Source organism: Streptomyces sp. NBC_00207, from assembly GCF_045160965.1.
GTDB lineage: Bacteria > Actinomycetota > Actinomycetes > Streptomycetales > Streptomycetaceae > Streptomyces.
The window spans coordinates 4,820,055-4,844,452 of sequence record NZ_CP130715.1; the positions used below are offsets into that span (position 1 = coordinate 4,820,055).

At 70.0% G+C, this 24,398-nt stretch carries 21 protein-coding genes; 11 read left to right on the forward strand and 10 right to left on the reverse strand.

What is annotated here, in order from left to right; genetic code table 11:
- Positions 1–72 precede the first annotated feature (72 nt).
- Entirely contained in the window at positions 73–723 is a 651-nt protein-coding gene (locus OG472_RS22775) for an HAD family hydrolase (RefSeq protein WP_405830986.1), read from the reverse strand.
- Between the two features lie 95 nt (positions 724–818).
- Between OG472_RS22775 and OG472_RS22780 the strand changes: the two genes are divergently transcribed.
- Genes OG472_RS22780 through OG472_RS22790 form a run of 3 tightly spaced genes read left to right on the forward strand, consistent with a single transcriptional unit; the run spans position 819 to position 3,442 of the window.
- Complete coding sequence (locus OG472_RS22780) at positions 819–1,730, forward strand: GNAT family N-acetyltransferase (protein ID WP_405830988.1); 912 nt, start codon at positions 819–821, stop codon at positions 1,728–1,730.
- A gap of 17 nt (positions 1,731–1,747) precedes the next feature.
- A complete protein-coding gene (locus OG472_RS22785; RefSeq protein ID WP_405941959.1) occupies positions 1,748–2,209 on the forward strand; it encodes a GNAT family N-acetyltransferase in 462 nt (153 codons plus the stop codon).
- Between the two features lie 57 nt (positions 2,210–2,266).
- Positions 2,267–3,442, forward strand: coding sequence for a winged helix DNA-binding domain-containing protein (locus OG472_RS22790; RefSeq protein WP_405941960.1), 1,176 nt, complete (start codon positions 2,267–2,269; stop codon positions 3,440–3,442).
- Between the two features lie 42 nt (positions 3,443–3,484).
- Here the strand turns inward: OG472_RS22790 and OG472_RS22795 are convergent, their stop codons facing one another.
- Positions 3,485–4,870, reverse strand: coding sequence for a serine hydrolase domain-containing protein (locus OG472_RS22795; protein WP_401610180.1), 1,386 nt, complete (start codon positions 4,868–4,870; stop codon positions 3,485–3,487).
- Positions 4,871–4,879: 9 nt separating this feature from the next.
- Complete coding sequence (dnaB, locus tag OG472_RS22800) at positions 4,880–6,343, reverse strand: replicative DNA helicase (protein WP_383565621.1); 1,464 nt, start codon at positions 6,341–6,343, stop codon at positions 4,880–4,882.
- A gap of 453 nt (positions 6,344–6,796) precedes the next feature.
- On the opposite strand from dnaB, the gene OG472_RS22805 reads away from it, so the two are divergent.
- On the forward strand, positions 6,797–8,134 hold the full coding sequence (locus OG472_RS22805; protein ID WP_405941961.1) for an MATE family efflux transporter: 1,338 nt from the start codon (positions 6,797–6,799) through the stop codon (positions 8,132–8,134).
- A gap of 103 nt (positions 8,135–8,237) precedes the next feature.
- On the opposite strand, the gene rplI is transcribed toward OG472_RS22805, so the two are convergent.
- From rplI to rpsF, 4 genes are all read right to left on the reverse strand, one after another.
- On the reverse strand, positions 8,238–8,684 hold the full coding sequence (gene rplI, locus OG472_RS22810) for a 50S ribosomal protein L9 (protein ID WP_351290121.1): 447 nt from the start codon (positions 8,682–8,684) through the stop codon (positions 8,238–8,240).
- Positions 8,685–8,702: 18 nt separating this feature from the next.
- Entirely contained in the window at positions 8,703–8,939 is a 237-nt protein-coding gene (gene rpsR / locus OG472_RS22815; RefSeq protein WP_005315025.1) for a 30S ribosomal protein S18, read from the reverse strand.
- A 43-nt stretch (positions 8,940–8,982) separates the two neighbouring features.
- The gene (locus OG472_RS22820) at positions 8,983–9,582 is read right to left on the reverse strand and encodes a single-stranded DNA-binding protein (protein WP_401610176.1); all 600 of its coding nucleotides are present in this window, start codon (positions 9,580–9,582) and stop codon (positions 8,983–8,985) included.
- A 72-nt stretch (positions 9,583–9,654) separates the two neighbouring features.
- The gene (gene rpsF, locus OG472_RS22825; protein ID WP_004950685.1) at positions 9,655–9,945 is read right to left on the reverse strand and encodes a 30S ribosomal protein S6; all 291 of its coding nucleotides are present in this window, start codon (positions 9,943–9,945) and stop codon (positions 9,655–9,657) included.
- Positions 9,946–10,195: 250 nt separating this feature from the next.
- Here rpsF and OG472_RS22830 point away from each other — a divergent pair, with 250 nt between their 5' ends.
- From OG472_RS22830 to OG472_RS22840, 3 genes are all read left to right on the forward strand, one after another.
- Positions 10,196–10,498: a hypothetical protein gene (locus OG472_RS22830; protein WP_361765415.1), complete on the forward strand. Its 303-nt coding sequence runs from the start codon at positions 10,196–10,198 to the stop codon at positions 10,496–10,498.
- Positions 10,499–10,640: 142 nt separating this feature from the next.
- Positions 10,641–11,759 (forward strand): lipid II:glycine glycyltransferase FemX, encoded by a 1,119-nt coding sequence (locus tag OG472_RS22835; RefSeq protein WP_401610173.1) that lies wholly within the window; start codon positions 10,641–10,643, stop codon positions 11,757–11,759.
- A gap of 43 nt (positions 11,760–11,802) precedes the next feature.
- On the forward strand, positions 11,803–12,834 hold the full coding sequence (locus OG472_RS22840; protein ID WP_401610170.1) for an alanine racemase: 1,032 nt from the start codon (positions 11,803–11,805) through the stop codon (positions 12,832–12,834).
- A gap of 9 nt (positions 12,835–12,843) precedes the next feature.
- Here the strand turns inward: OG472_RS22840 and OG472_RS22845 are convergent, their stop codons facing one another.
- Entirely contained in the window at positions 12,844–14,304 is a 1,461-nt protein-coding gene (locus OG472_RS22845) for a glycosyltransferase family 87 protein (protein WP_405830996.1), read from the reverse strand.
- Between the two features lie 95 nt (positions 14,305–14,399).
- Positions 14,400–17,024, reverse strand: a complete 2,625-nt coding sequence (locus OG472_RS22850) for a transglycosylase domain-containing protein (RefSeq protein WP_405830998.1) — start codon at positions 17,022–17,024, stop codon at positions 14,400–14,402.
- Between the two features lie 275 nt (positions 17,025–17,299).
- Here OG472_RS22850 and OG472_RS22855 point away from each other — a divergent pair, with 275 nt between their 5' ends.
- From OG472_RS22855 to OG472_RS22865, 3 genes are all read left to right on the forward strand, one after another.
- Complete coding sequence (locus OG472_RS22855; RefSeq protein WP_215139795.1) at positions 17,300–17,902, forward strand: PadR family transcriptional regulator; 603 nt, start codon at positions 17,300–17,302, stop codon at positions 17,900–17,902.
- A gap of 49 nt (positions 17,903–17,951) precedes the next feature.
- Positions 17,952–19,034, forward strand: coding sequence for an inositol-3-phosphate synthase (locus OG472_RS22860; protein WP_327415008.1), 1,083 nt, complete (start codon positions 17,952–17,954; stop codon positions 19,032–19,034).
- A gap of 106 nt (positions 19,035–19,140) precedes the next feature.
- Positions 19,141–20,409, forward strand: a complete 1,269-nt coding sequence (locus OG472_RS22865) for an MFS transporter (protein ID WP_405830999.1) — start codon at positions 19,141–19,143, stop codon at positions 20,407–20,409.
- Positions 20,410–20,474: 65 nt separating this feature from the next.
- Here OG472_RS22865 and OG472_RS22870 read toward each other — a convergent pair whose 3' ends face one another.
- On the reverse strand, positions 20,475–21,941 hold the full coding sequence (locus OG472_RS22870) for a CCA tRNA nucleotidyltransferase (protein ID WP_030707735.1): 1,467 nt from the start codon (positions 21,939–21,941) through the stop codon (positions 20,475–20,477).
- 185 nt (positions 21,942–22,126) lie between these two features.
- Between OG472_RS22870 and OG472_RS22875 the strand changes: the two genes are divergently transcribed.
- Positions 22,127–24,391: a DUF6049 family protein gene (locus OG472_RS22875; protein WP_401610157.1), complete on the forward strand. Its 2,265-nt coding sequence runs from the start codon at positions 22,127–22,129 to the stop codon at positions 24,389–24,391.
- The last annotated feature ends 7 nt before the right edge of the window (positions 24,392–24,398 follow it).

Below are 24,398 nucleotides of genomic sequence, written 5' to 3' on the forward strand. Positions count from 1 at the left end.
TCACAGCGTGCCAGCCGACTCAGAGGCCGGTGGGGAAATGCGGAAAATCCGCGTTTCGAACCCACTTTCCTCCTAAGATGCGTGAACTCCCGGGCGCGCCACCCCTACGAGCTGGTATGCGTCCCGCAGGTCCCGGCCCTCGTAGACATGGGTCGCGCGCTCCGCCAGATAGGGCCGCGCGTTGACCGCCACGGATACCGGCACCACCTCGAAGAGCATCGAGTCGGTCACCGAATCCCCGTACGCGACGCAGTCGCCCCGGCTCACACCGAACTGCTCGCACAGCCGGTCCGCCACCGTGACCTTGCCCTCGGGCGTGAGGATCCCGGCGGCTTCCACGGGCCGGGTGAACGGCACCTCGGGGAAGACCGAACCGTGCGCGGCGTGCGCGCCCCACTCCAGGAGCAGCTCCACGAAGAAGGACGGCGACAGGGAGATCACCGCGCAGTAGTCCCCGCGCTCCCGGATCTCCTGCCAGACGTCCCGGATTCCCGCCAGCCAGGGAGACCCGTCGAACGCCGCCCGGACATGCGCGGGCGTGAGCTCGGCCCAGAGCGCGTGGACGGCCACCGAGAACTCGTGCGGCCCGATCTCACGTGCACCGAAGGCCCGTTCCAGCTCGGCGATCTCGACGCTCAGGCCGAGTTGGCGAGAGATCTCGACCGGCGCGGCCGAGCCGTACATCAGCGTGCCGTCGAGGTCGAAGAGGTGCAGGCGGGTCATAGCCATCGAGGTTAGTGGCTTCGTTTCACGTGAAACAGCGTGTTTCACGTGAAACATCTCCCCCTCCCCCAAATCCTCTGGACGGCTCCCAGCTCATGATCCAGTCTGAGCCGGTGACACCACCACACATCACCGATCTGCCGATCCGGGCGCTGGCCGTGGACGATCTCCACCGCTGCGCCGACCTGTCCGAAGATCGCGGCTGGCTCCGCGAGGACCACAAGTGGGGTCTGCTCCTCGCTGCCGGAACGGGGTACGGCGTCGACGCCCCGGACGGCCGGGGACTCGCGGCGGCGTGCATCGTCACCCGGTACGGCCACACCGGCGCCGGCCCGGAGCTCGCCGCCATCGGCATGGTCCTCGTGGCCGACCGCTACGCCCGCCAGGGCCTCGGCCGGCGCCTGATGACCCATGTCTGCGACGAGGTGCTCGAAGGTGTCCCCCTCACCCTGCACGCCACTCCGTACGGCCGCCCCCTCTATGAGGAGCTCGGTTTCAAGACCACGGGCCGGGCAGAAATGCTGAAGGGCATCTTCCGACCCGAAGGCACCCCCGGTGCCCCCGGCGCTTCCCGGGTCCGGCCGGCCACCGCCTCGGACCTCCCGCGCATCCTGCGTCTGGACGCCGAGGTCTTCGGCACCGACCGCACCCACATGATCACCAGGCTGCCCGCCTTCGCCGACCAGCTGCTCGTCGCCGAGGACAGCAGCGGAGACGGCACCCTCACCGGCTACGCGGCGGCCTGGCCCAACATGGACACCCATGTCATCGGCCCGCTGATCGCCCAGGACACCGGCACCGCCCAGTCGCTGGTCACCGCACTCGCCACGGGCACGGACAGGGCGCTGCGCACCGATGTCGACGTACGGCACGAGGAGCTCCTCGCCTGGCTCAAGGACCGCGGTCTCGCGTCGGTGGCCTTCAACGCCGTCATGACCCGCGACATCCCCGAGCTGCCCGGCGACTGGAGCCGCCGGTGGGCTCCGCTCACCGTGGCCGCGGGCTGAGAGAGGAGACACCCCTCATGACCGACACCCCCGAGTTGGCCATCCGGCCCGCGACCGAAGCCGATCTGCCGGCCATCGTCGCCATGCTGGCCGACGACCCGCTGGGCGCCACCCGTGAGTCCCCGGAGGACCTCACCCCGTACCGCGCGGCCCTCGCCCGCCTCGCCGACGACCCGAACCAGCACCTGGTCGTCGCCGTCCGCGCGGACCGTGTCGTGGGCACCCTCCAGCTGACCATCGTCCCGGGCCTCTCCCGCAAGGGAGCCACCCGCTCCATCATCGAGGGCGTCCGTGTCCACGCGGACGAGCGCGGCGGCGGGCTGGGCACCCGGTTCGTCGAATGGGCCGTGGAGAAGTCCCGCGCCGAGGGCTGCAGCCTCGTCCAGCTGACCTCGGACGCGACCCGGACCGACGCCCACCGCTTCTACGAGCGGCTCGGATTCACCGCGTCCCACGTCGGGTTCAAGCTGCAGCTCTGAGCACGCCGACCGGCAGGCCGGGCCACCGTGTCGGAGGCCCGGCCTACGATCGGGAGGATGAGCCCCAGCCTCCCCCTCGTCACCACCGCCGAGCGCCGCCACCGGCTCGGCCGACGGCACCGCCTCGCTCCCTCGGCCCGCGCCGCCACGGTGGCGGAGGCGGCGGACTCCGTGGTCGCCCTGCACGCCACCGACGCCGCGACGATCTTCCTCTCCGCCCGGGCCCGGCTCGCCAAAGGCGGTCCCGGTGTGGTCGAGCAGGCGCTCTACGAGGACGTCAGCCTCGTGCGGCTGCTCAGCATGCGCAACACGCTCTTCGCCGTCTCAACGGAACTCGCCCCCCACGTCGACGCCTCGACCGCCCGGGCCATCGCCGTGAAGGAGCGCCGCACCCTCCTCAAGCACCTCGACGAGGACGGTCAGGGGCTCGACGCCGCGTGGCTGGCCCGGGCGGAGGCCGCCGCGCTCGACGCCCTCGACCTCCACGGGCCGGCCACCGGAAGCCAGTTGTCAGCCGCCGTGCCCGCCCTGCGCCAGAAGATCACCATCGGCCGGGGCAAGAAGCACGAGGCGGAGACCGGTGTCGCGACCCGTGTCATCCGGCTGCTGGCCGCCGACGGCCGGATCCGGCGCGACCGGCCGCGCGGGTCGTGGACCTCCAGCCAGTACCGCTGGGTCCACACCGAGCCGTGGCCCGCGGTACCCGCCGTCGAGGCCCGCGCGGAGATCGCCCGCCGCTGGCTCCGCGCCTACGGCCCCGCCACCGAGGCCGACCTCAAGTGGTGGACCGGCTGGACCCTCACGGACGTCCGCAAGGCACTCGCCGCCGTGGGCCCGGACCAGGTCCGCCTCGAGGACGGGAGCACCGCCCTCGTCGGCCCCGGTGACACCATGCCCGAACCGGCCCCGGAGCCCTGGGCCGCGCTGCTGCCCGCCCTCGACCCCACCGCAATGGGCTGGGCCGACCGCGGTTTTCACCTCGATCCCGCTCACAAGCCCGCGCTCTTCGACTACGCCGGCAACATCGGCCCCACCGTGTGGTGGAACGGCGAGATCGTCGGAGGCTGGGCCCAGCGCTCCGACGGCGAGATCGTCTGGCGGCTGCTGGGCAGCCCCGGCCGCGCCGCCGAGGAGGCGATCACCGCCGAGGCCGCGCGCCTCGCCGCATGGGTGGGCGACGCGCGCATCACCCCGCGCTTCCGTACCCCGCTGGAACGCGAACTCGTCGCCTGAGCGCCACCCGCCCCGCCCCGGCGCCGGTTCGGACCCGGCCCGTCAGCCGATGCCCCGCCAGCCCTGCGGGTCCACCCCGCCGGGCACCGGCGCCTTGGGGTCGTACGGCTCGCGCGTGAACACGAAGGACGCCAGATCGAGGTGGCTCACCGAGCCGTCCTCGCGGCGCACCGCCCGCAGCGTCTCACCGGCGTAGTAGCCGGACAGTCCGGTCCAGGTGCCGTCCGGCTCGGCCCGGAACCGGGCCGTGCGCCCGGTCGCGCCCACCGGGCCAAGCTCCAGCGCGCCGTCCGCCGTCAGCCGCACCACCTGCGCCGAAGTCCCCCAGTACCAGGGGCCGCACAGCTCCAGCGGCACCCGGTCCGACTCCAGGAAGGGCCGCCACGGCTGCGGGAACCGGGGCTCGGCGTCCGCCACGATCCCGACGAGTTCCGCGGCCACCGTCGCGGCCGGGAGCCCCGAGGTGCAGTTCGCCAGCACCACCGCCGCCACGTCGTCCGCTTCGCTCAGCCACAGCCCCGCGACGAAACCGGGCAGCGATCCGCTGTGACCCGCGAGCCTGCGCCCGCCGTCGGCCGTCAGCTGCATCCCCAGCCCGTAGCCGAGGTCGGCGAAACCGGGCTCCGGAGGCGCCGCCGGCGTGCGCATCTCCCGTACGGAATCCGCGCTCAGGACCCGCTCGTCACCGTGCAGCAGGAAGTCGGCGAACCGGGCGAGGTCCCTGGTCGTGGACCACAGTTGCCCCGCCGGGGCCATCAGCCCCAGATCCTCCAGCGGCTCGGGCATCATCACGTCCGCCCACGGGTGCACCGCCCAGCCGCCCGCGTGCGGGGCCTGCGGCTGCCCGCTCGTGCGGTCCAGCCCCAGGGGCTCCAGCACCTCGGCCCGCAGCGCTTCTTCCCAGGGCCGGCCGCGCAGCGCCTCCACCAGCGAACCCAGCAGGGTGTAGCCCGGGTTGGAGTAGTGGTGGCGGCTTCCCGGCGTATGGGCGAACGGCTCGTCACCCAGGACGTCGGCGAGCTCGGGCCGCAGTGCGCCGGGGGTGCGCTCCCACCACTCGCCGGGGGTCTCCGCCGCCAGTCCGCCGGTGTGCGCCAGCAGCTGAGCGATGGTCACCTCGCGGGCGCCGGTCCCCGGCAGGTGCTTCTCCAGCGGGTCCGAGAGCGCCAGCAGTCCCTCGTCCCGCAGGCGCATCACCAGAACGGCCGTAAAGGTCTTGGTGATCGAACCGATCCGGTACTGGACGTTCCCGTCCGGGCCGTGCCCTTCGACCGAGGTCCGAGAACCCTCCCAGACCACCTCCCCGCCGCGCACGACGGCCGCCACGACGGACGGCGCCCGCCCCGCGCTCTGCGCAACGGCGATCCGGTGCCTGAGGGCACGCCGGGTGGCGGGGAGCAGTTCCAGGTCCTCCGAAAGATCATCCATGCTCGGATGCTACGTGTTGGCCATGTCCACGAAGCGCGAATAATGGCCCTGGAAAGCCACGGTGATCGTGGCCGTGGGGCCGTTACGGTGCTTGGCCACGATCAGGTCCGCCTCACCCGCGCGGGGGGACTCCTTCTCGTACGCGTCCTCGCGGTGCAGCAGGATCACCATGTCCGCGTCCTGCTCGATCGAGCCCGATTCACGCAGGTCGGAGACCATCGGCTTCTTGTCGGTGCGCTGTTCCGGACCACGGTTCAGCTGGGAGAGCGCGATCACGGGGACCTCGAGCTCCTTCGCCAGCAGCTTGAGGTTTCGGGACATGTCCGAGACCTCCTGCTGACGGCTCTCGGGACGGCGCGAGCCGCCCGACTGCATCAGCTGGAGGTAGTCGATGACCACGAGCGAGAGGTCGTTGCGCTGCTTGAGCCGGCGGCACTTGGCCCGGATCTCCATCATCGACAGGTTGGGTGAGTCGTCGATGTAGAGGGGGGCGGCGGAGACGTCCGGCATCCGGCGGGCGAGCCGGGTCCAGTCGTCGTCCGTCATCGTGCCCGAGCGCATGTGGTGGAGCGCCACCCGGGCCTCCGCCGAGAGCAGGCGCATGGCGATCTCGTTGCGCCCCATTTCGAGGGAGAAGATCACGCTCGGCAGGTTGCTCTTGATGGAGCAGGCCCGGGCGAAGTCCAGGGCGAGCGTGGACTTGCCCATCGCGGGACGGGCCGCGATGACGATCATCTGTCCCGGGTGCAGGCCGTTGGTCAGCGAGTCCAGGTCCGTGAAACCGGTGGGGACGCCCGACATCTGGCCGCTGCGCGAACCGATGGCCTCGATCTCGTCGAGGGCGCCCTCCATGATGTCGCCGAGCGGCAGGTAGTCCTCGGAGGTCCGCTGCTCGGTGACGGCGTAGATCTCGGCCTGGGCGCTGTTGACGATCTCGTCGACGTCGCCGTCGGCCGCATAGCCCATCTGCGTGATCTTCGTACCGGCGGCGACGAGGCGGCGCAGGACGGCCCGCTCGTGGACGATCTCCGCGTAGTACTCGGCGTTCGCCGCCGTCGGCACGGACTGGACCAGGGTGTGCAGGTACGAGGCCCCGCCGACCTTGCTGATCTCGCCGCGCCGGGTCAGCTCCGCGCCGACGGTGATCGGGTCGGCCGGCTCGCCCTTGGCGTACAGGTCGAGGATGGCCTGGAAGATCGTCTCGTGCGAGGGCCGGTAGAAGTCGTGGCCCTTGATGACCTCGACCACGTCGGCGATGGCGTCCTTCGAGAGCAGCATGCCGCCGAGCACCGACTGCTCGGCGTCCAGGTCCTGCGGAGGCACGCGCTCGAAGCCGCCCCCGCCGCCGTCCCAGGAGCCGCCCTCGCGGCCCCGGTCGTGCTGTTCGTCCCCGCGGCCACGGCCTTCGCCGCTACGGCGCGAACGGGCGGGCAGACGGTCACCTGGACCGCTGTCGGCCCAGGGGTCGTCCATGGGCTCGGGCATGCTCACCGGGCCGCCTCCTCCCGTCCGCAACGCGGACCTCGCCGTGCCACTCTTTCTACGACACGGCTCTGACATTTGGGGCACCCGAATCGGCTTGTCGGCGAGTCGGGCAACGCACCACGGTAGGGCCGGGAGCGGCGTCAGCCAATCTTGTTATCCACAGGCTGTGTGGATGAGATGTGGATGACGGCGCCAATGCTGTGGGTAACTCCCCGGAAGCTGTGTACGGACCGGGGGACGACGCTGTGGACAAAATCACCCGCGCCACCCCGTTACCCCACTTGACCTGCAATTTTTCCCTCCAGAGGCGGTGGGGAAGAAAAATCTTGGCCACTGTCTCGAGATCGCCTCCAATGAGTCGCGGAGAAGGCTCACATCGACGCCACAGTAAGGATCACAGATAGGTTGCATCCATTACCTGTGGAAGATTACATTGAGCGCATGACACAGGCCCTCACAGCACCCAAGGCTGGGCCGAGACGGCACGACCGAGAGATCTTCGCGCTCGCTGTCCCCGCCTTCGGCGCGCTCGTCGCCGAGCCCCTCTTCGTGATGGCCGACAGCGCCATCGTGGGACACCTCGGCACTCCCCAGCTCGCCGGCCTCGGCATCGCCGCCGCACTGCTCACCACGGCTGTGAGCGTCTTCGTCTTCCTCGCCTACGCCACCACCGCGGCCGTCTCCCGCCGGGTCGGCGCGGGCGACCTGCAAGCGGCCATCCGGCAGGGCATGGACGGCATCTGGCTCGCCCTCCTGCTCGGCGCGGCCGTCGTCGCCGTGGTTCTGCCCGCGGCGCCTTCGCTGATCTCCCTCTTCGGGGCCTCCGACGCCGTCGCCCCGTACGCCGTCACCTATCTGCGGATCTCGGCCTTCGGCATCCCGCCGATGCTCATGGTCCTGGCCGCCACCGGGGTCATCCGCGGCCTCCAGGACACCCGCACCCCGCTCTACGTCGCCATCGGCGGCTTCACCCTCAACGTGGGCCTGAACGCCGCCCTCGTCTACGGTGCGGGCCTCGGCATCGCCGGCTCCGCCTGGGGCACGGTCATCGCCCAGTGCGCGATGGCAGCCGCCTATCTCGTCGTGGTCGTCCGTGGAGCCCGCCGACACGGCGCTTCCCTGCGCCCGGACCCCGTCGGCATACGGGCCTGCGCCCAGGCCGGAGCACCCCTGCTGGTCCGCACCCTGTCCCTGCGCGCCATCCTGATGATCGCGACCGCCGTCGCCGCCCGGCTCGGTGACGCCGACATCGCCGCCCACCAGATCCTGCTCGCCCTGTGGAGCCTGCTCGCCTTCGCGCTCGACGCCATAGCGATCGCCGGGCAGGCCATCATCGGCCGCTACCTGGGCGCGGGGGACACGGAAGGCGCCAAGGCCGTATGCCGCCGCATGGTGCAGTGGGGCATCGTCTCGGGCGTCGTGCTCGGCCTGCTGGTGGTCCTGGCCCGCCCGGTGTTCATTCCGCTGTTCACCAGCGATCCGGCGGTCGAGGCGGCCCTGCTGCCTGCCCTGCTGGTCGTGGCCCTCTCCCAGCCGGTCTCGGGCATCGTCTTCGTGCTCGACGGGGTCCTCATGGGCGCGGGCGACGGCCGCTACCTGGCCCGGGCCATGCTCCTGACCCTGGCCGCATTCGTCCCGGCCGCGCTCCTCGTCCCGGTCGTGGGCGGCGGCATCACGACGCTCTGGTGGGCCATGACCCTGATGATGCTCGTCCGGATGGTCACCCTCCGGGTGCGCGCCCGCTCGGGCCGCTGGCTGATCGCGGGAGCCACCCGCTAGCCGGTGTTTCACGATGTTTCACGTGAAACACCGTGAAACACGGAAGCACCGGGGAACGACGAAGGGCCGCACCCCGAGGGGTGCGGCCCTTCACGCGCAGCCCTTAGGCGGCGATGACCTCGATGCCCACGTTCGCGGCGACCTCGGCGTGCAGACGCACGGAGACCTGGTACGAACCGAGGGTCTTGATCGGGGCGCCCAGCTCAACGCGGCGCTTGTCGACCTTCGGACCACCGGAAGCCTCGATCGCCGTGGCGATGTCGGACGGGGTCACGGAGCCGAAGAGACGGCCGGCGTCACCCGCACGGGTGGCCAGACGCACCTTCACGCCCTCGAGCTTGGCCTTGACCTCGTTGGCCTGCTCGATGGTCGCGATCTCGTGGATCTTGCGGGCGCGGCGGATCTGCGCCACGTCCTTCTCGCCACCCTTGGTCCAGCGGATCGCGAAACCACGCGGGACCAGGTAGTTGCGAGCGTAACCGTCCTTGACGTCGACGACATCGCCGGCGGTGCCGAGGCCAGAGACCTCGTGGGTCAGGATGATCTTCATTAGTCGGTCACCCTTTCCTTATCGCGCGGTGGACGTGTAGGGCAGCAGCGCCATCTCACGGCTGTTCTTGACGGCCGTGGCGACGTCACGCTGGTGCTGCGTGCAGTTGCCGGTAACGCGGCGGGCACGGATCTTGCCGCGGTCGGAAATGAACTTCCGCAGCATGTTCGTGTCCTTGTAGTCCACGTACGCGGTCTTGTCCTTGCAGAATGCGCAGACCTTCTTCTTAGGCTTGCGCACAGGCGGCTTCGCCATTGTGTCTCTCCTGTGTGATCAAGAAGTGGGGATGCGAGCTGCCCTAGAAGGGCGGCTCGTCCGAGTAGCCACCGCCGGAGCCGCCGGAGCTTCCGCCCCAACCGCCCCCGCCGCCGCCCTGCTGCTGGCCGCCGGCCGGCGCGCTGGACGCCCACGGGTCGTCGGAGGGAGCTCCGCCGCCCTGCGGGGCGCCGCCGCCGCTGGGGGCTCCGCCCCAGCCACCGCCGCCACCCTGCTGCTGGCCGCCACCGCCGCCGTACCCACCCTGGCCACCGCGACCGCTGGTCTTGGCGACCTTGGCCGTGGCGCTCTTCAGGCTGGGGCCGACTTCCTCGACGTCCAGCTCGTAGACCGTGCGCTTGACACCCTCACGGTCCTCGTAGGACCGCTGCTTCAGCCGGCCCTGCACGATGACGCGCATGCCCCGCTGAAGGGACTCGGCGACGTTCTCCGCCGCCTGACGCCAGACCGAGCAGGTCAGGAACAGGCCTTCGCCGTCCTTCCACTCATTGGTCTGCTTGTCGAAGATGCGGGGAGTGGACGCGACACGGAACTTCGCGACCGCCGCACCCGAGGGGGTGAAGCGCAGCTCGGGGTCGTCGACGAGATTGCCGACGACCGTGATGACGGTCTCGCCTGCCATGGATGAACCTCTCGGCGGGGATTGCTGCTGGGCTGCTGTGCTACTCGGTCCCGATTACCGCTGAACCGAAGTTCAGTGGGTCTCGGGGCGAAGGACCTTGGTCCGGAGAACCGACTCGTTCAGGTTCATCTGTCGGTCAAGCTCCTTGACGACCGCAGGCTCGGCCTGAAGGTCGATGACCGAGTAGATGCCCTCGGGCTTCTTCTTGATCTCGTAAGCGAGACGACGACGGCCCCAGGTGTCGACCTTCTCGACCTTTCCGTTGCCCTCACGGACGACGGAGAGGAAGTTCTCGATCAGCGGGGAGACAGCGCGCTCCTCGAGATCGGGGTCGAGGATGACCATCACTTCGTAGTGACGCATGTGGAACCCACCTCCTTTGGACTCAGCGGCCACGGTCGTTCCGTGGCAGGAGGGTCGTGATGCGTGAGCACGGCGTCCGCAGAGCAGACACCGCGCAGCTGTACAGACTACCTGCTCGCGTCCTTCCGGTTGAAATCCGACGAGAGAAGGCCACAATCTGTATCCATCGGGTGTGCTCGGTGCTATGCCCTCGGCCCCTTGCCGGTGGCAGCCCGCAGCACCGCCAGCTTCAGCCAGGAGGTGCCTTCCGATGGCACAGGCAATGCGGCCCCCTCAGATCTCCCTGCTCTCCACCGACGGCAAGCCCCACCCGCTGCAGGACACCCTGATGGCGGTCACTCTGACCCTCGGAGCCGTGGCGTTCGTCACGGCCTTCTTCCACAACCTCCACCTGATCAGCTCGTGGGCGGGGCTGATCGGAATCCTGACCGGTGCGTACGGACAGTTCGTCTCCGTCACGACACGCGAGCGCTTCGCCCTGATCCTCGGCCTTGGTGCGTCTGCCATCGGCTTCTACCTCGGCATGTTCCACGGCGGCCTCTTCGGGGGCTGACCGAGCCGGCCGGGACACCTCCTCGGCAGGGCGCCGGCCGTGCACCGGCCCGGGCCCACGGCCCGTCCCCCAGAAGGGTGGCGCCCCTGTCGCAGTAGGCTTCGCGCCATAGCCAGCGAAGCCGCCGGAGGAGACGCCCCGCATGAGCCTGTCCCTGAGGACCATCAGCCGAGAGCAGCATCTGGGTTACCTCCAGAGCCTGCCCTCGGCTAGCCACTGCCAGGTCCCGGCGTGGGCCGACGTGAAGAACGAGTGGCGCTCCGAGAACCTCGGATGGTTCAACGAGTCCAATGAACTCGTCGGTGCCGCCCTCGTGCTGTACCGCCAGCTGCCCAAGGTGAAGCGGTACCTCGCGTACCTCCCCGAGGGCCCGGTCATCAACTGGTACGCCCCGAACCTGGAGGAGTGGCTCCAGCCGATGCTGGCCCACCTCAAGCAGCAGGGCGCCTTCACCGTGAAGATGGGCCCGCCCGTCGTCATCCGCCGCTGGAACGCGACCGCCATCAAGGCCGGCATCCAGGACCCGGGCGTGAAGCGCCTGCGCGACGTGGAGGCCTCGGTCATCGAGCCCCGCGCCTTCGAGGTGTCCGACAAGCTGCGCCGCATGGGCTGGCAGCAGGCCGAGGACGGCGGCGCCGGATTCGGCGACGTCCAGCCCCGCTACGTCTTCCAGGTGCCGCTGGCCAACCGCTCGCTGGACGACGTCCTCAAGGGCTTCAACCAGCTGTGGCGCCGCAACATCAAGAAGGCCGAGAAGGCCGGCGTCGAGGTGGTCCAGGGCGGCTACGAGGACCTGGCGACCTGGCAGCACCTGTACGAGATCACGGCCGAGCGCGACAAGTTCCGCCCGCGCCCGCTCAGCTACTTCCAGCGCCAGTGGACGGCCCTCAACGCCGAGGACCCGAACCGGATGCGCCTGTACATCGCCACGCACGAGGGGGAGCCGCTGGCCGCCGCCACGATGCTCACCGTCGGCCAGCACGTCTGGTACTCCTACGGCGCCTCCGCCAACCACAAGCGCGAGGTCCGGCCCTCCAACGCGATGCAGTGGCGCATGCTGCGCGACTCGTACGCACTCGGCGCCAGCGTCTACGACCTGCGCGGCATCTCTGACACGCTGGACGAGAACGACCACCTGTTCGGACTGATCCAGTTCAAGGTCGGCACGGGCGGCGAGGCCGTCGAGTACGTCGGCGAGTGGGACTTCCCGCTCAACAAGGTGCTGCACAAGGCGCTCGACATCTACATGTCGCGCCGCTGATCCCCTGACCCCCGCTGTTATCGAGAAAGGTGCCGGACGGGCCATGGCGCTCACGCTCTACGTCGACACCGCGCGCTGGCGTGCGCACCAGAAGCAGATCCAGGACCAGTTCCCCGGAATGGTCCCGGTCTGCAAGGGCAACGGTTACGGCTTCGGCCACGAGCGGCTGTGCGAGGAGGCGACCCGGATGGGCGCCGACGTACTCGCCGTCGGCACGACGTACGAGGCCGCGAGCATCAAGGACTGGTTCGGCGGCGACCTGCTCGTCCTCACCCCGTTCCGGCGGGGCGAGGAGCCGGTGCCGCTGCCGGACCGGGTCATCCGCTCGGTGTCCTCGCTGGACGGGGTCCGCGGTCTGGTCGGCGCCCGCGTGGTCATCGAGTGCATGAGCTCGATGCGCCGCCACGGCATCTCCGAGCAGGATCTGGGCCAGCTGCACGCGGCCATCGAGGACGTCCGGCTGGAGGGCTTCGCCCTGCACCTGCCGCTGGACCGTCCGGACGGCTCGGACGCCGTCGAGGAGGTCATCGGCTGGATGGACCGGCTGCGCGCGGCCCGGCTGCCGCTGCACACCATGTTCGTCAGCCACCTGCGGGCCGAGGAGCTGGCACGGCTCCAGCAGCAGTTCCCGCAGACCCGCTTCCGGGCCCGCATCGGCACCCGGCTGTGGCTGGGCGACCACGAGGCGACCGAGTACCGCGGTGCGGTCCTCGACGTCACGCGCGTGGCCAAGGGCGACCGGTTCGGCTACCGCCAGCAGAAGGCCGCCTCCGACGGCTGGCTGGTCGTGGTCGCCGGCGGTACCTCGCACGGAGTCGGCCTGGAGGCCCCCAAGGCGCTCCACGGAGTGATGCCGCGCGCCAAGGGCGTCGCCCGGGCGGGCCTGGCCACCGTCAACCGGAACCTGTCGCCCTTCGTGTGGGCGGGCAAGCAGCGCTGGTTCGCGGAGCCGCCGCACATGCAGGTGTCGATCCTGTTCGTGCCCTCGGACGCGACCGAGCCGAAGGTCGGCGACGAGCTCGTGGCGCACCTGCGCCACACCACCACGCAGTTCGACCGGGTGCTCGACGCCTGAGCGGCCCCGTCAGTCCTTGGGGCCGGTGCCCCAGTCGACCCGCTGTCCCTCCGAGGGCGTCGCGTACTGCGGCGCCCTCGCGGCGTCCGACAGCACGAACACGTCCTCGGCCCCGTCCAGGACGCCGCCCGAGGGGTCGTCCGAGCCGTCGCGGCGCACGACGTCATGCTCGGGCATCAGGATGTCCCGGACGATGACCGCGCACAGGTACAGGGTGGCCAGCACGTGGGCGACGATCGCCAGCTGGTAGCCCTCGACGGGCAGGCCCTGGTGCTTGTCCCCGCTGGTCGTGTAGGCGAGGTAGAACCAGATCCCGAGGAAGTAGGCGACCTCGCCGGCCTGCCAGATCAGGAAGTCCCGCCAGCGCGGCCGGGCCAGTGCGGCGAGCGGGATGAGCCACAGCACGTACTGGGGCGAGTAGACCTTGTTGCACAGGATGAAGGCGGCGACGACCAGGAAGACCAGCTGGGCGAACCGGGGCCGCCGCGGGGCGGTCAGGGCCAGGAGTCCGACGGCCCCGCACAGCAGGAGCGTCAGCCCGGTCGCGTACGTGTTGGCGTCTTCCAGGGGGTTGCCCGAGCGCTGCGAGATCAGCAGCCACACGGAGCCGAAGTCGATGGGGCGTTCCTGGCTGAACGTGTAGAACTTCTTCCAGCCGTCCCAGGCGAAGAGCATGACGGGCAGGTTCACCACGAGCCAGGCCCCGGCCGCGCCCAGGAGGGCCGCGCCGAAGGCGCGCCACTTCCCGGCCCGCCAGCAGAGCACGAACAGCGGCCCGAGCAGCAGGACGGGATAGAGCTTGGCCGCGGTGGCCAGGCCGATCAGGACGCCGAAGAGGACCGTCCGCCCGCGGGACCACATGAGCATCCCGGCGGCGGTCAGGGCGATGGCCAGCAGGTCCCAGTTGATCGTCGCCGTCAGTGCGAAGGCGGGGGCGAGGGCGAAGAACAGGGCGTCCCAGGGCCGGCGGCGGTGGGTGCGCGCGACACACACGGCGATGACCGCCGCGCAGGCCATCAGCATGCCGGCGTTGACCATCCAGTACATCTGCTCGCGGTGCTGCATGGAGCCGCTGCTTGGGGTCAGCCAGGAGGCGATCTCCATGAAGAGCCCGGTGAGCACCGGGTACTCCAGGTACTCCATGTCGCCGGGCAGCCGGTCGAAGTAGGGCGTCAGGTTGTCGGCGAAGCCGCGGACCGCGTACAGGTGCGGGATGTCGGAGTAGCAGGCGTGGGTGTACTGCGAGCCCGCTCCGCGGAACCACGCCCAGTCGTAGCAGGGCAGCTTCTGCACCATGCCGAGCGCGAACATGCCGATGGCGAGGAGGGCCACGACGCGGACCGGCCCCAGCCAGTGGCCGCCGAGCCGGGCGTAGCGGCCGAGCGGGCCTCCGATGAGCTCACTGCCGGCTGCGGCGACCTCGTCCTGCTGCGTCGGCAGTACGGGACGGTCCTCGTGCACCTGGGTCATGGGGGTCATCCTGCCGTACGGGGCCGGACACGGGGGAAGGCCGCCGCACGACGGGTGCGACGGCCTTCCTCTGTTCACGGGGGCGGTGGGGCGGGTCAGTCCGGCACGGTGCCGGTGGTCCCTCCGGTGGTGCCGCCCGGGCGGCCCGGTCTGCCGCTGCCCGACGGGGACGGCGATCCGCTGGACCCGCCCTGGGTGCCGGCGATGATCCCCGAACTGGTGCCGGTGTTCGTGCCTCCGTTGGTCGTCCCGCGCGTGGGGTCGTCCGGGTCGCAGTACAGCTTCCACGGCGGGCAGGACGGCTTCCCGCCCTTGGACGGGGACGGGGACGGCGTCGGGGAGACCGGCGGGGTCGTCGACGGGGACGGGGACGGCAGGGCGGGGGCCGACGGCGTGGGGGAGGGGGCGCCGGCGGAGTCGGCGGTGACGCCGACGTCATCGGGCTCCGGGAAGTCCGATTCCGGAGTGTCCTTGAGCGCTTCGCCCATGTACTCGGTCCAGATCTCGGCCGGGATGTCACCACCGTGGATGGACGGGATGCCGCCCACGCCGTTCATGGACTGCAGCTTCCGGTCCTGCGAGTTGGGGTCGGTCCGGAAGAGGGCGACCGAGGTGGACAGCTCCGGGGTGTAGCCGACGAACCACGCCGACTTGTTCTCGTCCGTGGTACCGGTCTTGCCCGCGGCGGGCCGGCCCAGCTTCTTGGCCTTCTTGCCGGTGCCGTTCTGGACGACGTTCTCGAGGACCTTGGTGATGTTGTCCGCCACGGCGTTGTCCATGGCCCGCTGGGCCTTGGGGGGCTCGAAGCCGGGCAGCTTCTCGCCGTCCTTCTCGACCTCGATCACCGAGTAGGGCTCGTGGTGCGTGCCGGAGGCGGCGAACGTGGCGTACGAGTCGGCCATCCGGATGGCGCTGGGGGTCGAGGTGCCGAGGGCGGAGGAGGCGTCCGGGTTCGGGTTGATCGACTCCTCGAGGATGCCCGTGGACTTGGCCAGCTCCCGCACCTTGTTGTGGCCCACGTCGAAGATCAGCTGCGCGAACGGGACGTTGATGGACTTCTCCATCGCCTCGTTGAGGGTGACGTATCCGTAGGCGGTCGGGCTCTCGTTCTTCTGCTTGAACGGCTGGCCCTTGGCGTCGCGCAGCGGCCTGCCCTCACGGTTGTTGATCACGGTGAGGTCGTTGGCCTGGTACTTGCTGTCGGCCGAGATGCCCTGGCCGTTGGAGTTCTGGGTGCCGTACTGCATGGCCGCCGCGAGCACGTACGGCTTCCAGGTCGAGCCGACCGGGACACCGCTGGTGTTGGCGTTGTTGCTGAAGTACTTCTGGTCCCAGCCCGGGCCGCCGTACAGGGCCACGAGCGCCCCGGTCTTCACGTCCACGGAGGCCGCGCCGAACTGGACGAAGGTGTCGGTGTCGGGCCGCTTCTTCTCGTCGATGAAGCCGTTGCGGGTGTCCTCCACGGCCTTGGCGAGAGCGTCCACCCTCGGCTTCTGGAAGGTGGTCTTGATCCGGTAGCCGCCCAGGGCCATCTGCTCGACGGTGACGCCCTTGGTCTTCATCACGTACGCCTTGGCCGTGTCGACCAGGTAGCCGATCTGGCCGGTCATGCCGCGGGCCTGTTCCGACTCGACGCGCGCGGGGAAGTCCGAGTCCTTGTACTTCGCGCGCTCGGTCTTGTCCATCCGGCCGACCTCGACCTCGCGGTCCAGCACCCAGGCCCAGCGCTTGCGGGCCCGGTCCTCGTTGAGTTCGGGGGTGGCCGCGGCTCCGATGCCGCCGTCCGGGTTGTAGAGATTCGGGCCCTTGAGCACGGAGGCCAGGAAGGCGCACTCGGCGGGGTTCAGGTCCTGGCTGTCCTTGCCGAAGTAGGCGCGGGCCGCGGCCTGGATCCCGTAGGCGTCCCGCCCGTAGTAGGCGGTGTTGAGGTAGCCCGCGAGGACCGTGTCCTTCGGCTCGGAGACACCCAGCCTTATCGCGATGAAGAGCTCCGTGACCTTCCGCTTGAGCGTCTGGTCGGAGTCCAGGTAGGTGTTCTTCACGTACTGCTGGGTGATGGTCGAGCCGCCCTGGGTGGAACCGCCCGTGGCCATGTTCCACACGGCGCGGCCGACACCCATCGGGTCGACGCCCTTGTCCGTCTCGAAGGACTCGTTCTCCGCGGCGATCACTGCGTCCCTCATCGACCGGGGGATGCTCGAGATGGGCACGATCTGCCGGTTCATCGAACCGCCCGTGGCCACCATCTGGCTGCCGTCGGCCCAGTAGAAGACGTTGTTCTGCGCCTTGGCCGCCTTGTTCGGGTCCGGCGTGCTCACCATGGCGATGCCGATGCCGGCTCCGGCGATGATGACCGCGAAGAAGCCGAGGGCGGTGCCCGAGACGAACTTCCAGGAGGGCACGAAGCGCTTCCAGCCGTCCCGGTCGGACCGCGGGTAGTTGATCAGCCGCTTGTCCGGGCGGCCCGCGCCGCGAGCGCCGTTCGCGGCGCCCCGGCCGCGGCCCCCCGCCCCTCTCTGGGCGGCACCGGCCCCTCTCTGGGAGGCGCGGCGGGCCCCGGCACGGCTGCCGGCGGGCTGCTCGTACGGGCCGCTGTGCGACGCGGTGGGGACGTCACGGCCGGCGGGGGCGCCCCTGCCGGGGCGCTGCGGAGCGGCGCGGCGGGCTGAGGCCCGCCCGCCACCCTGGGGCTGCGGCGGTTTGCGGCGGTGCTCGCTCATCGAACGACTACTCCTCGGGCAGGCGAGTGGCCTGGAAGCGGCAGATGAATTCCGGTTCCCCCGGTGTCATGGCGCACAGACTACGCACGCTCAAAACCCGACCAGTGCCGAAGTTCACCCCAAATCAGGCAACTCTCCTAGTGCGAATTGGTGATGTGACACCGGTCACCAGATCACCCCTTGTCGATCAGGGCGCCCCGTTCTATCGTCTGGATGTATCGAGTCGATACATCAGCTCGGTATAAAGGCTCAGGGGCGGAAGGAGAGGCAGGCGGATGAGCAGACGCTCAGGCATCCTCGAGTTCGCCGTCCTCGGCCTGCTGCGCGAGTCCCCCATGCACGGCTACGAGCTGCGCAAGCGGCTCAACACCTCACTGGGGGTGTTCCGAGCCTTCAGCTACGGGACGCTCTACCCCTGCCTCAAGACGCTCGTCGCCAACGGCTGGTTGATCGAAGAACCGGGCAACGCCCCGGAGGACGCTCTCGCCGCTTCACTCGCAGGGCGCCGCGCCAAGATCGTCTACCGGTTGACGGCCGCGGGTAAGGAGCACTTCGAAGAGCTCCTCTCCCACACGGGCCCCGACACCTGGGAGGACGAGTCCTTCGCCGCCCGCTTCGCCTTCTTCGGCCAGACCGAACGAGACGTGCGCATGCGGGTACTGGAGGGCCGCCGCAGCCGGCTGGAGGAGCGTCTGGAGAAGATGCGCGCCTCCCTCGTCCGAACGCGGGAGCGCCTCGACGACTACACGCTCGAGCTGCAACGGCACGGCATGGAGTCCGTGGAGCGCGAAGTCCGCTGGCTGAACGAGCTCATCGAGAGTGAGCGGGCGGGACGGGATCGGAGAAGACCCGGTCCGTCCGACGAAACTGAAAAATGAGGCCTGCATCTCGCAGGCCTCGTCCGAGAACAAACAGGGAGCAACCGGAATGGGTTCGGTTCGCGTAGCCATCGTCGGCGTAGGCAACTGCGCCGCCTCGCTGGTGCAGGGCGTCGAGTACTACAAGGACGCCGACCCGGCGGCCAAGGTCCCCGGTCTGATGCACGTCCAGTTCGGCGACTACCACGTGCGTGACATCGAGTTCGTCGCCGCGTTCGACGTCGACGCGAAGAAGGTCGGCCTCGACCTTTCGGACGCCATCGGCGCCAGCGAGAACAACACCATCAAGATCTGCGACGTCCCGAACGCCGGTGTGACCGTTCAGCGCGGCCACACCCTGGACGGCCTGGGCAAGTACTACCGCATGACGATCGAGGAGTCCGCCGAGGCTCCGGTCGACGTGGTCCAGGTCCTCAAGGACCGCGAAGTCGACGTCCTGATCTGCTACCTGCCGGTCGGCTCCGAGGACGCGGCGAAGTTCTACGCCCAGTGCGCCATCGACGCCAAGGTCGCCTTCGTCAACGCCCTCCCGGTCTTCATCGCCGGCACCAAGGAGTGGGCCGACAAGTTCACCGAGGCCGGTGTCCCGATCGTCGGCGACGACATCAAGTCCCAGGTCGGCGCCACCATCACGCACCGCGTGATGGCGAAGCTGTTCGAGGACCGCGGTGTCCGTCTCGAGCGCACCATGCAGCTCAACGTCGGCGGCAACATGGACTTCAAGAACATGCTCGAGCGCGACCGCCTCGAGTCGAAGAAGATCTCCAAGACGCAGGCCGTCACCTCGCAGATCCCCGACCGGGACCTCGGCGAGAAGAACGTCCACATCGGCCCGTCCGACTACGTCGCGTGGCTCGACGACCGCAAGTGGGCCTACGTCCGCCTCGAAGGCCGTGCCTTCGGCGACGTCCCGCTGAACCTCGAGTACAAGCTCGAGGTGTGGGACTCCCCGAACTCCGCCGGTGTCATCATCGACGCCCTGCGCGCCGCGAAGATCGCCAAGGACCGCGGTGTCGGCGGCCCGATCCTGTCGGCGTCCAGCTACTTCATGAAGTCCCCGCCGGTGCAGTACTTCGACGACGAGGCCTACGCCAACGTCGAGAAGTTCATCAAGGGCGAGGTCGAGCGCTAGTCGAACCCCAAGGGTCCGCAAGGACACCTGGACTTCGACTGTTCTTCCGCGGAGGGTCCCCGGGCAATATGCCCGGGGACCCTCCGCGTATGTGACCCTTGCCCTCATGCCTGTCGTACGTGATCTGCGCGTACTCCTGCGCCTGAGGGACTTCCGCAACCTGCTCGCCGTACGGCTGCTCTCCCAGGCGGCGGACGGCGTCTACCAGGTCGCCCTCGCCACCTACGTGGTCTTCTCCCCGGAGAAACAGACCTCGCCGGCGGCCATCGCCTCGGCCATGGCGGTACTGCTGCTGCCCTATTCGGTGATCGGCCCCTTCGCCGGAGTGCTGCTCGACCGCTGGCGCCGCCGTCAGGTCTTCCTCTACGGCAATCTGCTGCGGGCCTTCCTCGCCTGTGTCACCGGAATGCTGATCGTCGCCGAAGTACCCGACTGGCTGTTCTACGCCTCGGCGCTGTCCGTGACCGCCGTCAACCGCTTCGTACTGGCCGGGCTCGCCGCCTCGCTGCCCCGCGTCGTCGGCCCCGACCAGCTGGTCACCGCGAACGCCCTCTCCCCCACCGCCGGAACCCTGGCGGCGGTCGCCGGCGGCGGGCTGGCCTTCCTCGTCCGGCTGCTGGCCTCGGACTCCAACGCCCTCGTCGTCCTGCTCGGGGCCGGGCTCTACCTGTGTGCGGCCCTGGTCTCGCTGCACCTCGCCATCGGGCTCCTCGGGCCCGACCACCCCCCTGGCCGGGTCCACCCCTCCGTCGCCGAAGCGGCCGCCCTCACCGTGCGGGGCATGGCCGATGGCCTCAGGCACCTGGCCGGCCGGCGCCAGGCGGCCCGGGCGCTCGCCGCGATGACCATGATGCGGTTCTGCTACGGGGCCCTGTTCGTCATGCTGCTGATGCTCTGCCGCTACTCCTGGTCGGACAACGAGGCCGACGGGCTGGCCCTGCTCGGCATCGCGGTCGGAGCCTCCGGAGCGGGATTCTTCGCGGCCGCCGTCGTGACCCCCTGGCTGGCGGGCCGGCTGGGCACCCTCGGCTGGATCACCGCCTGCTCGGCGGGAGCCGCGGTCCTGGTGCCGGCCCTGGGCCTGTTCTTCGCCCCGGGACCGATGCTGGTCGCCGCCTTCGTTCTCGGCCTCGCCACCCAGGGCGCGAAGATCGCCACCGACACGGAGCTGCAGTCCCGGGTGGACGACGACTACCGCGGGCGCGTCTTCTCCGTCTACGACGTGCTCTTCAACGTCGCCTTCGTGGGAGCGGCGGCGGTGGCCTCCCTCATGCTCCCCGCCGACGGACGGTCCGTGGCCCTGATCCTCTGCGTGTCCGCCCTCTACGCCCTGACCGCGGTGCTCCTGGGCCGGCAGGAGCGGCGTCTCGTGTGAGGCGTCCCCCGACCGACCGCAGGCGTCGATGTTTCACGTGAAACATCGACGCCTGCGGTCGTCCCTCAGGCCTGCGCGGCCCACCACTCCTTGAGCGCGACGACGGCGGCGTCACGCCCCATCGGGCCGTTCTCCAGACGCAGCTCCAGCAGGAAGGCGTAGGCCTTGCCGATCACCGGGCCCGGGCCGACGTCCAGCACCTGCATGATCTCGTTGCCGTCCAGGTCGGGCCGGATCGCGTCCAGCTCCTCCTGCTCCTGCAGCTGCGCGATGCGCTCCTCCAGCCCGTCGTAGGTCCGGGAGAGGGCGTTGGCCTTGCGCTTGTTGCGCGTCGTGCAGTCGGAGCGGGTCAGCTTGTGCAGGCGCTCCAGCAGCGGACCGGCGTCGCGGACGTAGCGCCGCACCGCGGAGTCGGTCCACTCGCCGTCGCCGTAGCCGTGGAAGCGCAGGTGCAGCTCCACCAGCCGGGACACGTCCTTGATCATGTCGTTGGAGTACTTGAGTGCGGTCAGCCGCTTCTTGGTCATCTTCGCGCCCACCACCTCGTGGTGGTGGAAGGAGACGCGGCCGTCGCTCTCGAAGCGGCGGGTGCGGGGCTTGCCGATGTCGTGCAGCAGGGCCGCGAGCCGCAGCACCAGGTCCGGGCCGTCCTCCTCGAGGGCGATCGCCTGCTCCAGCACGATCAGCGAGTGGTCGTAGACGTCCTTGTGCCGGTGGTGTTCGTCACTCTCCAGCCGGAGCGCGGGCAGCTCGGGAAGGACCCGGTCCGCCAGACCCGTGTCCACCAGCAGTCCCAGACCCCGGCGCGGGTTGGCCGACAGGATCAGCTTGTTCAGCTCGCCCTGGACCCGCTCCGCCGAGACGATCTCGATGCGGTCGGACATCGCCTTCATGGCCGCCACGACCTCCGGGGCGACCTCGAAGTCCAGCTGCGCCGAGAACCGCGCCGCCCGCAGCATCCGCAGCGGATCGTCGGAGAAGGAGTCCTCCGGGGTCCCGGGGGTGCGCAGCACACCGGCGGCCAGGTCCTCCAGGCCCCCGTGCGGGTCGATGAACTCCTGCTCGGGCAGGGCCAGCGCCATGGCGTTGACCGTGAAGTCGCGGCGGACGAGGTCCTCGTCGATCGAGTCGCCGTAGGAGACCTCCGGCTTGCGCGACGTGCGGTCGTAGGCCTCCGAGCGGTACGTCGTCACCTCGATCTGGAAGTTCCGCACGACGTCCCCGACGCGGGCGCTCTTCTGCGCCCCGACGGTGCCGAAGGCGATGCCCACGTCCCACACCGAGTCGGCCCACGGCCGGACGATCTTCAGCACGTCCTCGGGGCGGGCATCGGTGGTGAAGTCGAGATCGTTGCCGAGACGCCCGAGCAGCGCGTCGCGGACGGACCCACCGACCAGGGCGAGGCGGAAGCCCGCCTCCTGGAATCGGCGGCCGAGCTCGTCGGCGACAGGGGCGACCCGCAGCAGTTCACTGACCGCGCGGCGCTGCACCTGACTCAGGGCACTGGGGGTGTCTTCGTTGGCGTTCGGCACAACAGAAAAGGGTACGTGCCCGGCCCACCAGGGGCCGCCTCGTTTTACGCGGCCCCGGCACCCGGCCGCCCCGGGGCCGGGCCGAACATGTGGAGCAAGGCGCGGCACTCGCACACAGCGGGCCTCGTTACCATGCGTGGACGCACAAAAGACGACCACTGACACTTCGAGGAACGGGCTAGCGCGTGGCCGAGGCGGCAGACATCCAGGGGGCGTCCCCCGCTCCTGTCCGGCGCCGCTGGCTGCGGCGGGCGATCGTCCTGCTCGCCGGGACGCCCGTGATGGCCGCCCTGGTCTACTCTCCGGCCCCCGAGGCCCAGGCCGTCCAGGCGACCGGCGTGGACGTCCAGCTGACCTCCATGACCCCCGCCGCCCCGGTCAAGGGGGACACCCTGACCATCTCCGGGACCGTGGTGAACACCGGCTCCGAGACGATCAACGACGCGCATGTCGGCCTGCGGGTCGGGCCCGCGCTCGCGGACCGGTCCTCCATCGACGAGGCGGCGGAACGCAACGCCTTCCGGGCCGGCGCCGACCCCGGCGAGATCGATCCGGCCTACGCCGTGAAGATCGCCTCGCTGCCGTCGAAGGTCCGCCAGGAGTTCACGCTGACCGTCCCGGTGAACAAGCTCGAACTGGACAAGGACGGGGTCTACCAGCTCGGTGTCTCCCTGTCCGGGGCGACCGAGAGCCGCCCGTCCGAACAGGTCCTGGGGATCAAGCGGACCTTCCTGCCCTGGCAGCCGGAAGCCGCCTCCAAGCGCTCCCAGATCACCTACGCGTGGCCGCTGATCTCCACCACCCGCGTGACCGCGGAGACCGGCTCCGACGAGCTGCAGACCCCCGTCTTCCTCGACGATTCGCTCGCCGACGAGCTCAAGGCCGGCGGCCGCCTGGAGCAGATGGTCAGCCTCGGCAAGGACCTGCCGATCACCTGGGTCATCGACCCCGACCTGCTCTACTCGGTCGACGCGATGACCAAGGGCTACCGGGTCCGCAGTGCGGGCGGCAAGCCCGTCCAGGGGAAGAACAAGGCCGTCGCCGAGCAGTGGCTGAGCTCCCTGGAGGCGGCCGTCCAGGGCAAGAAGGTCGTCGCCCTGCCCTTCGCCGACCCCGACCTCGCCTCCCTCGCCCACCACGGCAAGGACGTCTCGGGCACCCTGGGCCAGCTGCGCCCCGCCACCGACAAGGCGAAGCAGGCCGTCGAGACCGTGCTGCACGTCACGGCGTCCACCGACTTCTCCTGGCCCGTGGACGGCGCCATCGACCCCTCGATCGTCAACGTCGCCACCTCGGCCGGTGCCCACAACGTCCTCACCCGCAGCGACAGCCTCGTGGAGAGCGGAGCCCTGGGCTACACGCCCTCGGCCGCCCGCCCCATCGGCGCCGGCACCACCGCCGTCGTCGCGGACGCCGATCTGTCCACCGCCTTCGAGGGCGACATGCTGAACGCCGGGTCCTCCACCCTGGCCGTGCAGCGGTTCCTCGCCCACAGCCTCGCCCTCAACCTGCAGAAGACCGACGAGCAGCGCAGCTTCGTCGTCGCCCCGCAGCGGATGCCCACCGTCAGCCAGGTGCAGACGATGGCCGCGGCCGTACGCGGGCTCCAGGCGGGCCGCTGGACGCAGCCCGGGGACCTCGAGGCCGCGGCCGCCGCCAAGCCCGATCCCGGCGCCGCCACCCAGGTGCCGGGCGCCGGACAGTACCCCGAGGCCCTGCGCAAGCAGGAGCTGCCGGTGTCGGCCTTCGAGAAGATCCGCACCACGCAGACCACCCTCGACCACTTCAAGGTGATCCTGGCCGCGCCCGACCGCGTGGAGATCCCCTTCGGCAACACCACCAACCGGGAGATGTCCACCTCCTGGCGCGGGCGCCCCGAGGAGGCCCGCGTCTACCGGGACCAGGTGCAGGAGTACCTGATCGGTCTCACCGAGAAGGTCAAGGTCATCCCCAAGTCCGACGCCACCCTGTCCGGACACAGCGCCACCATCCCGGTCAGCGTCCAGAACAGCCTCGTCCAGGACGTCCACAACCTGGTCCTGCGGGTGAAGTCCGCGAACCCGACCCGCCTGATGTTCGGCGACAGCGGCCAGGCCGAGCAGCAGGTGACCGTCCAGGGCGACCACACCCAGACGTTCAAGTTCCCCGCCAACGCCAACGCGAGCGGTCCGGTCGAGGTCACCGCGCAGCTCTTCACCAAGGACGGCGTCCCCTACGGCAAGGAGCGACGGTTCACCGTCGAGGCCACCGAGATCACCCCCACCGTCATGCTGGTCATCGCCGGCGGTGTGCTCCTCCTGGTCCTGGCAGGCATCAAGATGTACGCCAGCCGCAAGCGCGTCGCGGCCCGTGCGGCCGCCGAGGAGAGCACGCAGCCGAGTGACGAGTCCCCGGACACCGGACCGCAAAGCACCGAGGGGTCCGGCACGGGTGAGACAGTGGACCGTTGAGCGATGC